This is a genomic window from Vibrio sp. STUT-A16 (assembly GCF_026000495.1).
GTDB classification, from domain to species: domain Bacteria; phylum Pseudomonadota; class Gammaproteobacteria; order Enterobacterales; family Vibrionaceae; genus Vibrio; species Vibrio diabolicus.
In genome coordinates, this window is the sequence record NZ_AP026765.1 from 283184 (window position 1) to 298917 (window position 15734).

Here is a 15734-nt window from a genome sequence, read left to right on the forward strand (position 1 = left end):
TTTAACTCATTATGACGATTAAAATTTTGCCAGCTAGACTTGCAAACCAAATCGCAGCAGGGGAAGTGGTCGAAAGACCTGCTTCTGTGATTAAAGAACTGGTTGAAAATAGTCTTGATTCTGGCGCAACTCGAATCGATATCGATATCGAGAAAGGAGGCGCAAAGCTGATTCGTGTTCGTGATAACGGCAAAGGTATCGCGAAAGATGAACTCGGCTTAGCGCTCAGTCGTCATGCTACATCTAAGATACATACCTTGGATGATCTCGAAGCCATCATGAGTCTAGGCTTTCGTGGTGAAGCGTTAGCCAGTATTAGCTCAGTCTCGCGTTTGACGCTCACATCGCGTCCTGCGGCGCAAGAAGAAGCCTGGAGTGCCTACTCTGAAGGGCGTGATATGCAGGTGAAGCTTAAGCCTGCAGCGCACCCGATTGGTACGACTGTTGAGGTGTTGGATTTATTTTTTAATACTCCCGCGCGCCGCAAATTTCTGCGTACCGAGAAAACCGAATTTGCTCATATTGATGAGTTATTGAAACGCATTGCGTTAAGCCGCTTTGATGTCACCATCAATGTGCGTCATAACGGCAAGATCATCCGTCAATATCGTGCGGCGAAAAATCAGCTTCAAACCGAAAAACGTATTGCAGCTGTCTGCGGTAATGCGTTTGTGCGGCATATGCTCAGAATCGAGCTTGAGCATCAAGGGTTAAAGCTACATGGTTGGATTACCACTCCAGAGGGAGCAAGGCAGCAAAGCGATTTACAGTATTGCTATGTGAATGGCCGAATGATGCGTGACAAATTAATCAATCACGCGATTCGTCAAAGCTATGAAATGAGCTTAAAGCCAGATCAGTTCGCTGCCTATGTGCTCTTTATTGAGTTAGACCCGCACCAGGTAGATGTGAATGTCCACCCCGCTAAGCATGAAGTGCGCTTTCACCAAGCTCGCTTAGTGCATGATTTCATCTATCAAGCTTTGGCGGATGCACTTGCGCAAAGCGCCGTGATTGATAAACCACAGGTTAATGAATCCGCATTTCATCGTGTGGAACCGAATGAGTCCGAAGAGGTTGAGCATTCGCCTGCTCCTGAAAAAGTACAAGAGCCAGCATCTTCACCAGTACCAGAGCGGGTTTATCAAGCGATAGAGAGTACACCGGCTTATCCTGGACGCAGTGATTATGAAGTTAAACCTCGCGATCGCAGTCCTAGGGATACTTCCGTGCGAGAAGCTCGCGTTGCGGACTCGTTCAAGCGTACTGATTGGGTGGAATCCAAACCCGCACCAAAGCCAAGTCACAGTAAAGAGCGCCACGTAGAACCAGCGCCAACTAAACAAGAAGTGCGCGCTTATCACGAGCTGTTGAAAACGCCAGAGTTTGAGGCTCAGGCAGTCACTCCAATAGCGCCCCAAACGATAACTTCGCACACATCAATGCCATCGATTACTGCATTAGGCAAAGCGCTGATGGTGGTCGATGAACAATTTGTTTTGATGAGCAGTGACAGTGGGGCGGCGTTAGTCTCGTTACCTAGAGCGGAATTTTATCGTGTAAAAGGGCAGCTCACTCCAAGCGATGGCGCGCTTAAAGCACAGCCTTTACTCGTTCCTCTATCTATTAAGTTAGAGGCCGAGTTAGTGAAGCTGGCTCAAGATTATCAACAAGATTTGGCGTTACTTGGCATTCAATTGAAAGCGAGAAATGAGCAAGCCTTAATGGTGATGGGCGTTCCCGCGCCGCTACGTCAACAAAACTTACAAAATCTAGTACCAGATCTGTTATCTTACGCGCAATCTTGTGTGAAGGAAGGTATAGCAACGGCTCAGATGCTGTCTGAGTTGATAGATTGGCTCGCATTGCAGGTCACGACAGTGAAGAGTCACTATACTTTTTCTGAAGCAATTCAAATTATTGCGGAACTTGAACAGCTAAGAGATGGTCAATTGCCATTAGAAGATACAAAATTTGTATCCGCTGTTGATTTCTCTGCCACGATAGCCAAATTAAAACCATGACAGATAAACTACCTTTGGCGCTATTTTTAATGGGGCCAACTGCATCAGGCAAAACTGAGTTGGCGATTCGTCTTCGTCAAAAGTTCCCGGTTGAGATCATCAGTGTTGATTCTGCTTTGATCTATAAAGGGATGGATATCGGTACGGCGAAACCGGATGAAAAAGAGTTAAGTTTAGCGCCTCATCGCTTGATTGATATTTTGGATCCGAGCGAATCTTACTCTGTAGCCGACTTTCGTCGTGATGCATTGAAAGCGATGGATGATATTGTTGCAGAAGGAAAAATTCCACTCTTAGTGGGTGGGACAATGCTGTATTATAAGGCGCTACTTGAAGGTTTATCCCCACTTCCTGCTGCAAATCCTGAAATTCGTCAGCAAATTGAACAAGAAGCATTGACTAAAGGTTGGTCAGTGTTGCACGATGAACTCAAAGAGGTTGATCCTGTGTCAGCAGCGAGAATCCATCCCAATGATCCCCAACGTTTATCTCGGGCATTGGAAGTTTTTCGTATTTCAGGTAAAACTTTGACTGAATTGACTCAAACGAAAGGTGAAAGCCTGCCATACCGAGTCAAGCAGTTTGCAATAGCTCCCAAGGATAGGGCAGAACTTCACCGTCGAATTGAACTTCGTTTCGAAAAGATGATGGAAGCGGGCTTTGAAGAAGAAATGAAAGCGCTACATTCGCGAAAAGATCTTCACCCCGATCTTCCTTCCATACGATGCGTCGGTTACCGACAGATGTGGGAGTATTTAGATGGGGAGTGTACACGTGACGAAGCAGTATTTCGTGGCGTATGCGCGACTCGTCAATTGGCCAAGCGTCAAATCACCTGGTTACGCAGCTGGGATGACTTAACTTGGTTGGATAGCGAGAACATTGAACAGGCATTAGAAACGATGTCGGAAGCAATAGCATCTGATTGACATAGCTGTGTATAATGTGATCGTTTTTGCGTGAACGCACTCTCAAAGGATCTGTTGTTGGCGGTTTTTATACTATGCTGCTAATTACTTAGAGTGCATTTTTGATTCGTTTAGCTCAGATGCAAAAGCAGTATCTTTTGCATTGCACCACTAGCTAAATAATTACAACTACAAATTAAATAAGGAAAATAAAATGGCTAAGGGGCAATCTCTACAAGACCCATTTCTAAACGCGCTACGTCGTGAGCGTATCCCGGTATCTATCTACCTTGTGAATGGTATTAAACTACAAGGTCAGATCGAATCGTTCGATCAATTTGTGATCCTGCTGAAGAATACTGTTAACCAAATGGTGTACAAGCACGCGATCTCAACAGTTGTGCCGGCTCGTCCAGTGAGCCATCACAGCGGTGAACGTCCACAAGGTGAGCGTCCACAAGAGAAATCAGAAGATTAATTCTTCATCGAGTATTTTTAAAATAAGGAGTTGATTGCTTGTTTGACCGTTATGAATCCGGTGAGCGAGCCGTACTTGCTCATATCAACTTCACGCAAGAAGGTGAATGGGAAGATCTGGCTGAGTTCGAAATGCTGGTTTCTTCTGCTGGGGTAGAGGCGCTACAAGTGGTAACTGGTAGTCGTCAATCCCCACACCCGAAATACTATGTCGGAGAGGGTAAGGCCCAAGAGATTGCTACTGCGGTACAGTCGACAGGTGCCGAAATTGTGATTTTTAATCACGCCCTCTCTCCTGCCCAAGAACGTAACCTCGAAGCACTGTGCCAATGTCGAGTTCTCGACCGCACTGGTCTTATTCTCGATATCTTTGCTCAACGAGCTCGAACACACGAAGGTAAGCTACAGGTAGAGCTGGCTCAACTTCGTCATATCTCTACTCGTTTGATTCGTGGTTGGACGCACCTTGAAAGGCAGAAAGGGGGTATCGGTTTACGTGGCCCGGGTGAAACCCAGCTGGAAACCGACCGTCGCTTATTGCGTGACAGAATCAAAGCCATCCTGCGACGTTTAGACAAAGTAGCGAAGCAGCGTGAACAAGGGCGCCGCGCCCGAAATCGAGCTGAAATCCCAACGGTTTCACTCGTGGGTTACACCAACGCGGGTAAGTCGACACTCTTCAACCGTATTACAGAAGCTGGCGTGTATGCCGCTGATCAACTATTTGCTACTTTGGACCCGACTTTACGTAAGATAGAGTTAGCAGATGTTGGGCCTGCCATTTTGGCTGACACGGTTGGTTTTATTCGACATTTGCCTCACGACTTGGTTGCGGCCTTCAAGGCAACCTTGCAGGAAACGCAAGAAGCTGACATTTTGTTACATGTTGTTGATGCCAGTGATGAGCGTTTTCGTGAGAATATTCAAGCTGTTCATGAAGTACTAGAAGAGATCGACGCACATGAGGTGCCGACTCTGGTTGTCATGAACAAAATCGACAATCTAGATTCGCAGAAACCACGTATAGAACGAGACGAGGAAGGCGTACCTCGCGCAGTTTGGGTTTCAGCAATGGATGGGTTGGGCATTGATGTCCTGTTTGAGGCACTGACGGAACGTCTGGCGTCACAAATGGTCGAGCATCAGTTGCGAATTCCTCCACAGTATCAAGGACGATTCCGTAGTACCTTCTTCCAAATGAAGTGTATTCAACGTGAGGAATATGACCAGGATGGTAACTTGTTGATCGATATTCGAATGCAGCAAGTAGATTGGTCTAGACTTGAAAAAAGAGAAGGGGCAGTTTTGACTGGCTTTATAGTCACTTAAAGGACTGCTACAGTATAACGTCATATCAAATGATGGAGCTTTCTAATGGCGTGGAATGAGCCTGGAAATAACAACGGCAACAATGGCCGCGATAATGACCCTTGGGGTAATAATAATCGTGGTGGCCAGCGTCCTGGTGGCCGAGATCAAGGTCCGCCAGATTTAGATGAAGTGTTCAATAAACTGAGTCAAAAACTGGGTGGCAAGTTTGGTAAAAAAGGCGGCGGTGGTTCTCCAATCGGCGGCGGTGGTGGTAGTGCAATTGGCTTTGGCGTGATTGCTCTTATTGCTGTTGCAGTTTGGTTCTTCGCTGGTTTTTACACCATCGGTGAAGCAGAGCGTGGTGTTGTGCTGCGTTTAGGTAAATACGATCGTATCGTAGACCCAGGCCTTAACTGGCGCCCTCGTTTTATTGATGAATACGAAGCGGTAAACGTACAAGCGATTCGTTCACTACGTGCATCTGGTCTAATGCTGACTAAAGATGAAAACGTCGTAACAGTCGCGATGGATGTTCAGTACCGAGTGACTGACCCGTACAAATACTTGTACCGTGTAACCAATGCGGACGATAGCTTGCGTCAAGCAACGGATTCTGCACTACGTGCAGTAATTGGTGACTCATTGATGGATAGCATTCTAACCAGTGGTCGTCAGCAAATTCGTCAAACTACGCAAGAAACACTGAACCAAATCATTGATAGCTATGATATGGGTCTGGTACTTGTTGACGTAAACTTCCAGTCTGCCCGTCCACCAGAGCAAGTGAAAGATGCGTTTGATGATGCAATCGCAGCTCGTGAGGATGAAGAGCGTTTCATCCGTGAAGCTGAAGCATACAAGAACGAAATTTTGCCGAAGGCAACGGGTCGTGCTGAACGTTTGAAGAAAGAAGCACAAGGTTACAATGAGCGTGTCACTAACGAGGCTCTTGGTCAGGTAGCACAGTTCGAAAAACTACTACCAGAATACCAAGCGGCACCAGGTGTAACGCGTGACCGTCTGTACATTGACGCAATGGAAGAAGTGTACTCAAGCACTTCGAAAGTGTTGATTGACTCTGAATCAAGCGGCAATCTTCTGTACCTTCCAATCGATAAGTTGGCGGGCCAAGAAGGTCAGGCAGACACAAAACGTAAATCGAAGTCATCTTCAACCTACGATCAAATTCAACTGGAGTCTGAGCGTACACAAGAAGACACTTCGAACACGCAGTCTCGTTCAACAGGTTCACGTCAAGGGAGATACTAAGAATGCGTAAGTTAATGATCCCTGTATTGGTAATCGCACTGGCATTAATGTTGATGTCTCTGTTTGTGATTCCTGAAGGTGAGCGCGGTATCGTGGTTCGATTTGGTCGTGTTCTTAAAGACAACAACGACATCACTCGAATTTACGAGCCTGGTTTGCATTTCAAGATGCCTCTGTTTGACCGTGTGAAACAACTTGATGCACGTATCCAAACGATGGATGGCCGTGCAGACCGTTTCGTAACGTCTGAGAAAAAAGACGTTATTATTGATACCTACGTGAAGTGGCGTATTGAAGACTTTGGTCGTTACTACCTAGCGACAGGCGGTGGTAATTCGCTAACGGCGGAGGCACTACTTGAGCGTAAAGTAACAGATGTGCTTCGTTCTGAAATCGGTGCTCGTGAAATCAAACAGATTGTATCTGGTCCACGTAACGATGATGTACTACCAGAAGATGCAAGTGCAGATGTTGTCGCAACTGAAGCGGCACGTGAAGCGCTTGAGATTGATGGTGAACGTGACCTAATTATGTCTGAAGTGTTGAAAGACACGCGTGAAAGCGCGATGAAAGACTTAGGTGTTCGTGTTGTTGATTTCCGCATGAAGAAAATCAACCTGCCTGATGAAATCAGTGAGTCTATCTACCGTCGTATGCGTGCAGAGCGTGAGTCTGTAGCTCGTAAGCACCGTTCTCAAGGTCGTGAGAAAGCGGAAGTTATTCGTGCTCAAGCTGAGCTAGAAGTGGCAACCATTCTAGCTGAAGCTGATAAGACTGCTCGTGTAACACGAGGTGAAGCGGATGCAGAAGCAGCGAAGATTTATGCTGAAGCATACAACAAAGACCCTGAATTCTTTAGCTTCCTACGTTCGCTACGTGCGTATGAGAAGTCCTTCAGCTCTAAGAGCGATATCCTGGTACTTGATCCGAAGAGTGAGTTCTTCCAATACATGAACCAGTCGAAGGGCGGCATGGAGAAATAATCTCAGCGTCAAATGAAACAAAAGGCTCCTTAGGGAGCCTTTTTTGTATCTGATGCTAAGTGCTAGCTCATCATTATGGCGATTACGGCTCCAGCAACTACTAGGCAGCCACCGATGCGTCGTAGCTGATTGTTGGGCTGTTCACTTAATTGAGCCACCATATTCCGCCAACCGTTTGGAGCAATGAGTGGTCCAATGCCTTCCACGATCAAGACGAGCCCAATCGCCAACCATATGGATTCAGACATACCGCTTTCCAGTCGAATAAAGAAAACTAAATACTATCAGTGATATGCTGATTTCAAAATGAGCAAAGCAGCAAGATGACATTCTGGTAGCAACTCTGTGAACAAAAAATGACTGCAAGAAGCGTGATTCGGTGCTAGAATCCATTTTTAACTAGCAATCAGACTTGGAAAGATGGGAAATAACGTAGTCGTTCTAGGCACCCAATGGGGTGACGAAGGTAAAGGTAAAATCGTAGACCTTTTAACTGAAGATGCAAAATACGTGGTACGCTACCAAGGCGGTCACAACGCAGGTCATACTCTCGTAATTGACGGTGAAAAAACCGTTCTTCACTTAATTCCATCAGGTATCCTTCGCGATAACGTAAAATGTGTTATCGGTAACGGTGTTGTACTATCACCTGAAGCTCTACTTAAAGAAATGAAACCTCTTGAAGAGCGCGGTATTCCAGTACGCGAGCGTCTTTTCATTTCTGAAGCATGTCCGCTAATTCTTCCTTACCACGTTGCAATGGACCAAGCTCGCGAAATCGCTCGCGGTAAAAAAGCTATCGGTACAACAGGTCGTGGTATCGGTCCAGCATACGAAGATAAAGTTGCTCGTCGCGGTCTACGCGTTGGCGACCTATTCGATATGGAATCGTTCGCTGAGAAGCTAAAAGAAGTCATGGAGTTCCATAACTTCCAACTCGTTAACTTCTACAAAGCGGAACCAGTAAGCTACGAAGCTGTGCTTGAAGAAGCAAAAGGCTACGCAGAGCTACTTACTTCAATGGTTATCGACGTAACTGACGAACTAGACGCAGCACGTAAGCGCGGCGATAAGATCATGTTCGAAGGTGCACAAGGTACGCTACTTGATATCGACCACGGTACTTACCCATACGTAACGTCTTCTAACACGACTGCTGGTGGTGTTGCTGCAGGTTCAGGTTTTGGTCCTCGTCACATCGGTTACATCTTGGGTATCGCGAAAGCGTACTGCACTCGCGTTGGTGCTGGTCCATTCCCAACTGAGCTATACGATGGTCTAGATAAGCAAGATCCAATTGGTAAGCACTTAGGTGAAGTTGGCCACGAGTTCGGTGCGACAACTGGTCGTCTACGCCGTACAGGTTGGTTCGATGCTGTTGCAATGCGTCGTGCAATCCAAATCAACTCTGTATCTGGTTTCTGTCTAACTAAATTAGACGTACTAGATGGTCTAGAAGAGCTAAAAATCTGTACTGGTTACAAGATGGAAGATGGCTCTGTGCTAGAAGTTTCTCCGATGGCTGCTGAAGCATTCGAAAAAGCAACGCCAATCTACGAAACAATGCCAGGTTGGTCTGAGAACACATTCGGTGCTAAAGCGCTAGAAGATCTACCACAAGCGGCTCTTAACTACATCAAACGTATTGAAGAGCTAACAGGTGTGCCTGTAGATATCATTTCAACAGGTCCTGACCGTAACGAAACTATCATTAAGGTTCATCCATTCGAAGCTTAATTGATAGTCGTTAAAGATTGCAAAAGCCGACCTTCTGGTCGGCTTTTTTGTATCTGAACAAAAAACGGCAGTGATTCTCATATGGCAAATTTTTGCCGCTGAGTCTAAGTCAGAGGCAAAAATTGTCTAAAGCTTAACTGGCTTTTGCCGATAAGGTTATCAAGCAGAGGAGATCCTTCATCGATCTTTGGTTTCTTAGATACCTTAAAGAGTACGTTTATGAAGTTACGAACAGTGGCTGCTTCACTGTTATTGACCTTGGTAGCTACCACAGCGAAAGCCAATGTTGCTGATGTGGGGGCGCCAGTTCCTATCTACACCGAAGCAGAGCTGATAAAGCTTATTGAGCAAAATAAGCACTTACAACGTGTGCGCGCTGATAACTGCCAGCTGGTGGAGGATATCGTTGCTCGTGCGACTCGAATTAACTTGCCCGCTTATGAATTTCTGTACGGCGACATGTTGGCGTGGGGTGTGTGTGTCGAGCAAGATGTCGAACTGGGCCTTTACTACATCGAAAATGCAGCACATCAGGGATTACCTGCCGCGCTAGAGCAGATTGGCCGATACTATTCGCGTGGCACTTTAGTGCAGCAAGATAAAGAACGAGCAATTCCTTACTTGCGAGAAGCCGCCTCAATGGGAAACCTAAATGCGCGTATTCATTTAGCCGAATTGCTCCTGCGTGATTACGGCAGCCCACTTGATTACGAAGATGCGTATCGTTGGTTATATAACTCTGTCACAGCAGATAAGCGGCAGCATAAGCGTATCACTGTATTGAGAAATGGCCTTGAGCAGCGCATGCCACAAAACGTTATTGCTCGAGCCAAACGGCGAGACACCTTTTGGTAACGTCCTATCAAGGCAAACAACTTCATACAACAAAGCCCACATAATATGGGCTTTGTTGTTTTCCCGAAGAGTAATCTTGAGCGATTAAACGACTTTGTGTGGACCGAAGCATTCGTAATGGAATTGCTCTTGTGGTACGCCAAGTTCTAATAGTTGTTTCGCTACGTGCTGCATGAACCCGACAGGGCCACAGAAGTACACCTGCACGTTATCTTGCTTTAATGCGGCTTCAATTTCATACAGATTGACAAAACCCTTGAAGTGGAAGTCTTCACCTAGCTTGTCTTCTGCCGTTGGGTGGTTATACCAAACGAGCGCGTTCATGTTTTCTTTCGCCGCGACTAGTTGGTTCACGTGTTGCTTGAAAGCATGCTGTTGACCATTTTCTGTTGCATGAACCCAAGTTACAGGTGCTTGATGTGCTGAGAGACTTTCTAGCATGGACAGCGTTGGCGTCAGTCCTACACCTGCAGAAATTAGAACAACGGGTGTTTGTGGTTCGGCATCCATAAAGAAATCACCGGCAGGGGCGGCAAGCTGCACTTTTTCGCCAATGTTCAGGCTATCGTGCAGGAAGTTCGATACTTTTCCGCCTTCTTCACGTTTTACCGAGATACGGTAAGTGTTCTCTTGGACCGCAGAGGATAGGCTGTATTGGCGAATTTCTTGGTTTTCTAACTGGTCACTGTTGATATAGATGCCAAGATATTGTCCCGGTTTATACGGTGCCACTTTTTGGCCATCGGTTGGTTTAAACACAAAGCTGCAAATGTGTTCGCTCTCGATTTGTTTATCGACTAATTCAAATTCGCGTAGACCGCGCCAGCCGCCTTCCAAAGCTTCATTTTGTTGGTAAATTTGTTCTTCGCGCTGAATAAATACATTCGCAAGTACGCCGTAAGCCTCAGCCCAAGCATCCAACACTTCTTGACCTGGATTAAAAAGCTCATCGATTGTCGCAAGTAAATGTTTACCAACGATTTGGTACTGATCTTCTGTGATCAAAAAGCTCGTGTGTTTATGCGCAATTTTTTCTACTGCGCCAAGTAGAGCTGGCAAATTTTCAATATTGGCAGCATAGGCGCAGATGGCGTTGAATAGCGCTTCACGCTGATCGCCGTTGCGCTGGTTACTCATATTAAAAATATCTTTCAACTCAGGGTTATGAGTAAACATACGTTCGTAAAAGTGCGCGGTCAGTTTTGGTCCCGTTTCGGCGATAAGTGGTGCGGTCGCTTTGACGATCTCGATGGTTTGATTGCTGAGCATAAGGGCTTCCTACTTTAAGTTGTATTTATAATGCATGTTTAAAGTTGTATCTCAAATGTATCTTTCGATCAAGAAAAGATTTACACTTTTATCGATAGCTCAAGTTTGGCGTTTTAGTGTCACCAGCGAGTTATTGAGTCGCACTTTGGGAGAGAATATGCAGTTAACGAGCTTTACTGATTATGCGTTGAGAACCTTAATTTTCTTGGCTTCGTTGCCGGAAGATGAGTTAACTAATATCACTGAAGTGACGGATTTATTTGGTGTGTCACGTAACCATATGGTCAAAGTTATCAACCGTTTAGGGCAACTAGGTTATGTCCACACCGTGCGTGGAAAAAACGGTGGTATTCGACTGATGAAACCTGCTTCTGAAATCACAGTAGGTGGTGTCGTGCGAGATTTAGAGCCGTTAGGTTTGGTCAATTGCGGCGTAGATTTTTGCCATATTACCCCTGCCTGTCGCCTCAAAGATAAATTGGCAAAAGCAAAAAGTGCCTTTTTGGCGGAGCTGGATGATTGCACGATCGAATCCTTGCTGAGCGACAATTCTGAGTTGTTGATCTTACTGGCTCGTCCTTAACTCATTTGCACGTCTAGAGTCGATCTCGATCATTCTTTTTTCAAAGCAATTCTGTAGCTTATCGAGAGACTCAGATATACTAGCCATATACCTTCCTTGCTAGATAGGCGTGCCTATGTCAGACAATATTCCAAACGATCCTTTTGCAGATCGTGAATCCAAAAATTACGAAAATCCAATTCCAAGCCGAGAGTTTATCATCGAGTTTCTAGAGCAAGCGGGCGTTCCAATGAATCGCAACGACTTGTTTGAGGCACTAAAGCTTGAGGGCGAAGAGCAATACGAAGGGTTGCGTCGTCGGCTACGTGCGATGGAGCGAGATGGTCAACTGGTGTTTACCCGCCGTCAGTGCTACGCATTGCCTGAAAAACTTGAAATGGTGAAAGGTTACGTGATTGGTCATCGTGATGGCCACGGTTGGGTGCGTCCAGAAGGCAGCGTCGGCAAGGATGATGATATTCTGTTACCGCACCATCAAATGAAGAACATCATCCACGGTGACTTTGTTTTAGTGCAACCTACAGACAACAGCAAGCGCGGTCGTCGTGAAGGGCGCTTGGTTCGAGTGTTAGAGGAGCGTAATGATCAAATCGTCGGTCGTTTCTTCCTCGAATATGGTTATTCCTATGTTGTCCCTGATGACTCGCGTATCAGCCAAGATATTCTGATCCCAAATGAGCACAAAGCGGGTGCACGCATGGGTAACGTGGTCGTGATTGAAATTACTGATCGTGGCTCACGCTCACGTGGCATGATGGGGAAAGTGGTTGAAGTACTTGGTGAAAATATGGCACCAGGTATGGAAACGCAAATTGCGATTCGTACACACCAAATTCCTCACGAGTGGCCAGAGGCCGTCGATAAACAAATCGAAAACTTAGGCGAAGAAGTACCAGAAGAAGCCAAAGTTGGTCGTGTGGATCTACGTGAGTTACCACTTGTGACCATTGACGGCGAAGACGCACGAGACTTTGATGATGCTGTTTACTGTGAGAAGAACAAAGAAGGTGGTTGGCGTTTATGGGTAGCGATTGCTGACGTCAGTTACTACGTTCGTCCTGACTCTGCGCTGGATAAAGAAGCTATCAACCGTGGTAACTCGGTGTACTTCCCATCGCAAGTAGTGCCAATGCTACCGGAAGTGCTATCAAATGGTTTGTGTTCACTTAACCCACAAGTTGATCGTCTGTGTATGGTGTGTGAAATGACCATCTCAGAGACGGGTAAACTATCGGGCTACAAGCACTACGAAGCCGTGATGAACTCGCACGCTCGTCTCACATATAGCAAAGTGAGCGCGATTCTAGAAGGGGATGAGGAACTACGTGAGCGTTACCAGCCGCTTGTTTCTCACCTAGAAGAGCTGCACAAGATGTACAAAGTGCTGAAAGAAGCACGAGATCAACGCGGTGCAATCGAATTTGAAACCGTTGAAACCAAATTTATCTTCAATGCGGAACGTAAAATCGAAAGCATTGAACCAGTGATTCGTAATGACGCGCACAAGATCATCGAAGAATGTATGATTTTAGCCAACATTGCTTCGGCATCGCTGGTAGAAAAAGCGAAAGAGCCTGCGCTCTATCGTATCCACGAATCTCCAGGTGAATTACGCCTGCAAGGTTTCCGTGACTTCTTAAGTGAACTTGGTCTTGAGCTAAAAGGTGGTCTAGAGCCTTCACCAACGGACTATGCTGATCTCGCACGTCAAATCTCTGGGCGTCAAGATCAAGAGTTGATTCAAACCATGCTGCTGCGTTCAATGAAGCAAGCGGTATACAACGCAGATAACGCGGGGCACTTTGGATTGGCACTGAAACGCTATGCGCACTTTACGTCGCCAATTCGTCGTTACCCTGACCTGTTACTTCACCGTGCAATCAAGTATCTGATTGCGAAAGAAGAAGGTCGTAATCAAGATCGCTGGACACCAACGGGTGGCTACCATTACTCGTTCGATGATATGGACTTTTACGGTGAACAATGTTCGATGACAGAGCGCCGTGCGGACGATGCAACACGTGATGTTGCGGATTGGCTGAAGTGTGAATACATGCAAGACCACGTCGGTGATGAGCTAGACGGTGTGATTGCTAATGTCACTAGCTTTGGCTTCTTTGTACGTTTAACGGATTTGCACATCGATGGTTTGGTGCATATTTCTACCCTTGCGAACGACTACTATCAATTTGACCCTATTGGTCAACGACTTATTGGTGAAAGTTTCGGTAACATCTATCGCTTAGGTGATGCAGTAAAAGTAAAAGTACTGGCTGTTAACCTCGATGATAAGCAAATTGACTTTGAATTGGTCGAAACAAGTCGTAAGCTACGCGGTGAAGGTAAGACTGCGAAGAAACGCGCAGCGGAAGCAAAACGCAAAGCGAAAGATAAAAAACGCGCTGCGACTCGCTCTTCATCGAAAGAAGGTGGCGCGCCTCGCGCAGTTCCTGCGATAGAGCCAACTAAGCGTCCAGAAGAAACGGGCGCAGTGAGTAAGCGCAATGGCCCCAAACGTGATGACGCCGAAGGCAAAAAGAAGCCTAAAGTGAAAAAAGCACGTAAAAAAAAGCCACACAGTAAGCCGAAGAAAACCAAGCGCACTAAAAAAGAAGCGTAGTAGGCTGAAGCGCCAGCTCAGTTCAAACTCGGCTGGTGCAGGCAATACGACCCGAACAACAGGTTAAACAATGAGTAACGAATTTATCTACGGCATTCACGCAGTGAAAGCGGTATTGGAGCGCGAACCAGAGCGTTTTATCGAGGCATACGTTTTAAAAGGTCGTCAAGATGATCGCCTGATGCCAATCCTAAATGATCTTCAGGTTTGTGGTGTCTCTATTCAACAAATGACGCGTAAAACTCTGGATGATAAAGCGCGTGGTGCAAATCACCAAGGCATCATTGCTCGCGTAAAACCAGCAAAACAACTGAACGAGAACGACATTGATGACATCTTAGCGCAGCATGAATCACCGCTATTGTTAGTGCTGGATGGTGTGACGGACCCGCACAACCTTGGTGCGTGTTTGCGTAACGCAGATGCGGCAGGCGCTGCGGCGATCATCGTACCGAAAGATCGTTCTGCACCAATGAATGCCACGGTAAGTAAAGTAGCATGTGGCGCTGCAGAGGTTGTGCCTCTGATTCGTGTAACCAACCTTGCACGTACAATGCGTACGCTACAGGAAAAAGGGATTTGGTTTGTGGGTACGGCTGGTGAAGCTACGCACGACATTTATCAAGCTAAGCTTACTGGTCCTCTTGCTATCGTGATGGGTGCTGAAGGTGATGGTATGCGTCGTCTTACTCGCGAAACCTGCGATGATTTAATTAAGATCCCTATGGCGGGCAGTGTATCAAGCTTGAACGTATCAGTGGCTTCTGGTATCTGTTTGTTTGAAGCGGTTCGTCAGCGTTTGGCTGCCCAAAAATAAGGCGAGCACACTAAGCGTCGCTGAGTGTGACACTGAGTGACATCAAGATTAAGCACACAGGATGGGGAACCATCCTGTGTTATTTTAGCTAGGGAATTTATGACCCAACAAGATATTAAATTGATTGCTTTTGATCTGGATGGAACACTGCTTGATAGCGTGCCAGATCTTGCCGTAGCGGCCGATCAAGCAGTTCAGGCGTTAGGCTATCCTTCTGTATCAGAAGAGCAGGTGCGTGATTACGTTGGTAATGGTGCAGATATATTGATTGGACGTGCATTAAGCCAAAGCATGACCATCAGCAGTGATTTGAGTGATGAGCTGCGTGCTAAAGCGCGTGAGCTGTTTGATGAATACTACAAGCAAAGCGGCCATAAGCTAAGTCACCTTTACCCAACAGTAAAAGAGACGCTTGAAGAGCTACACCAAGCTGGTTTTACGATGGCGATTGTGACGAACAAGCCCTCGAAATTCGTACCAGAAATTCTAGAGCAGCATGACATCGCCAAGTACTTCGTAGACGTATTAGGTGGTGACGCGTTTCCAGAGAAAAAACCAAACCCGGTGGCGCTGAACTGGCTAATGGAAAAGCACCAGGTAAAACCAGCAGAGATGCTGATGGTTGGGGATTCGAAAAACGATATCTTGGCGGCGAAAAATGCGGGTTGTGCTTCATTTGGTTTAACTTACGGTTATAACCACGGCGAGCCCATTTCAGCTTCGAACCCTGACGTAGTGGCGAACCGCCTCGCGGAATTACTGGAAGTCGTCGCTGTTTCTGCATAACGGCAACAAAAGATCTTCCAAAATACTTGTTAATGAGTACACTGAGTAAACCGTGCGCTAAAAGCCGCACGGTTTTTCATTTTAATTAGATTAAG

At 46.3% G+C, this 15734-nt stretch carries 14 protein-coding genes; 12 read left to right on the forward strand and 2 right to left on the reverse strand.

What is annotated here, in order from left to right; translation table 11 throughout:
- The first annotated feature begins 11 nt into the window (after positions 1-11).
- The 6 genes from mutL to hflC all read left to right on the forward strand — a co-directional run bounded on the left by mutL (position 12) and on the right by hflC (position 6972).
- Positions 12-2024: a DNA mismatch repair endonuclease MutL gene (gene mutL / locus OO778_RS01360; protein ID WP_104969879.1), complete on the forward strand. Its 2013-nt coding sequence runs from the start codon at positions 12-14 to the stop codon at positions 2022-2024.
- Positions 2021-2953, forward strand: a complete 933-nt coding sequence (miaA, locus tag OO778_RS01365; RefSeq protein WP_005395375.1) for a tRNA (adenosine(37)-N6)-dimethylallyltransferase MiaA — start codon at positions 2021-2023, stop codon at positions 2951-2953. The genes mutL and miaA overlap by 4 nt, the downstream gene beginning before the upstream one ends.
- Before the next feature lie 193 nt (positions 2954-3146).
- Complete coding sequence (hfq, locus tag OO778_RS01370) at positions 3147-3410, forward strand: RNA chaperone Hfq (protein WP_005381379.1); 264 nt, start codon at positions 3147-3149, stop codon at positions 3408-3410.
- A 38-nt stretch (positions 3411-3448) separates the two neighbouring features.
- Entirely contained in the window at positions 3449-4738 is a 1290-nt protein-coding gene (hflX, locus tag OO778_RS01375; protein WP_264910606.1) for a ribosome rescue GTPase HflX, read from the forward strand.
- Between the two features lie 45 nt (positions 4739-4783).
- Positions 4784-5989 (forward strand): FtsH protease activity modulator HflK, encoded by a 1206-nt coding sequence (gene hflK, locus OO778_RS01380; protein ID WP_005395374.1) that lies wholly within the window; start codon positions 4784-4786, stop codon positions 5987-5989.
- Between the two features lie 2 nt (positions 5990-5991).
- Positions 5992-6972: a protease modulator HflC gene (gene hflC, locus OO778_RS01385; protein WP_005395373.1), complete on the forward strand. Its 981-nt coding sequence runs from the start codon at positions 5992-5994 to the stop codon at positions 6970-6972.
- 62 nt (positions 6973-7034) lie between these two features.
- Here the strand turns inward: hflC and OO778_RS01390 are convergent, their stop codons facing one another.
- Entirely contained in the window at positions 7035-7220 is a 186-nt protein-coding gene (locus tag OO778_RS01390; protein ID WP_005381383.1) for a DUF2065 domain-containing protein, read from the reverse strand.
- A gap of 172 nt (positions 7221-7392) precedes the next feature.
- Here OO778_RS01390 and OO778_RS01395 point away from each other — a divergent pair, with 172 nt between their 5' ends.
- Both OO778_RS01395 and OO778_RS01400 read left to right on the forward strand, forming a co-directional pair.
- Positions 7393-8709, forward strand: coding sequence for an adenylosuccinate synthase (locus OO778_RS01395; protein ID WP_005395372.1), 1317 nt, complete (start codon positions 7393-7395; stop codon positions 8707-8709).
- Between the two features lie 219 nt (positions 8710-8928).
- Positions 8929-9564: a tetratricopeptide repeat protein gene (locus OO778_RS01400; RefSeq protein WP_005387944.1), complete on the forward strand. Its 636-nt coding sequence runs from the start codon at positions 8929-8931 to the stop codon at positions 9562-9564.
- A gap of 84 nt (positions 9565-9648) precedes the next feature.
- On the opposite strand, the gene hmpA is transcribed toward OO778_RS01400, so the two are convergent.
- On the reverse strand, positions 9649-10833 hold the full coding sequence (gene hmpA, locus OO778_RS01405) for an NO-inducible flavohemoprotein (RefSeq protein ID WP_074190097.1): 1185 nt from the start codon (positions 10831-10833) through the stop codon (positions 9649-9651).
- 157 nt (positions 10834-10990) lie between these two features.
- Here hmpA and nsrR point away from each other — a divergent pair, with 157 nt between their 5' ends.
- The 4 genes from nsrR to OO778_RS01425 all read left to right on the forward strand — a co-directional run bounded on the left by nsrR (position 10991) and on the right by OO778_RS01425 (position 15639).
- Positions 10991-11416, forward strand: a complete 426-nt coding sequence (gene nsrR, locus OO778_RS01410) for a nitric oxide-sensing transcriptional repressor NsrR (RefSeq protein WP_256949954.1) — start codon at positions 10991-10993, stop codon at positions 11414-11416.
- Positions 11417-11531: 115 nt separating this feature from the next.
- A complete protein-coding gene (gene rnr / locus OO778_RS01415) occupies positions 11532-14036 on the forward strand; it encodes a ribonuclease R (RefSeq protein ID WP_046874538.1) in 2505 nt (834 codons plus the stop codon).
- A gap of 70 nt (positions 14037-14106) precedes the next feature.
- The gene (gene rlmB / locus OO778_RS01420; RefSeq protein ID WP_005395369.1) at positions 14107-14853 is read left to right on the forward strand and encodes a 23S rRNA (guanosine(2251)-2'-O)-methyltransferase RlmB; all 747 of its coding nucleotides are present in this window, start codon (positions 14107-14109) and stop codon (positions 14851-14853) included.
- 99 nt (positions 14854-14952) lie between these two features.
- Positions 14953-15639 carry a phosphoglycolate phosphatase gene (locus OO778_RS01425; RefSeq protein WP_005395368.1) on the forward strand — a complete coding sequence of 229 codons (687 nt, stop codon included), beginning with the start codon at positions 14953-14955 and terminating at the stop codon, positions 15637-15639.
- The last annotated feature ends 95 nt before the right edge of the window (positions 15640-15734 follow it).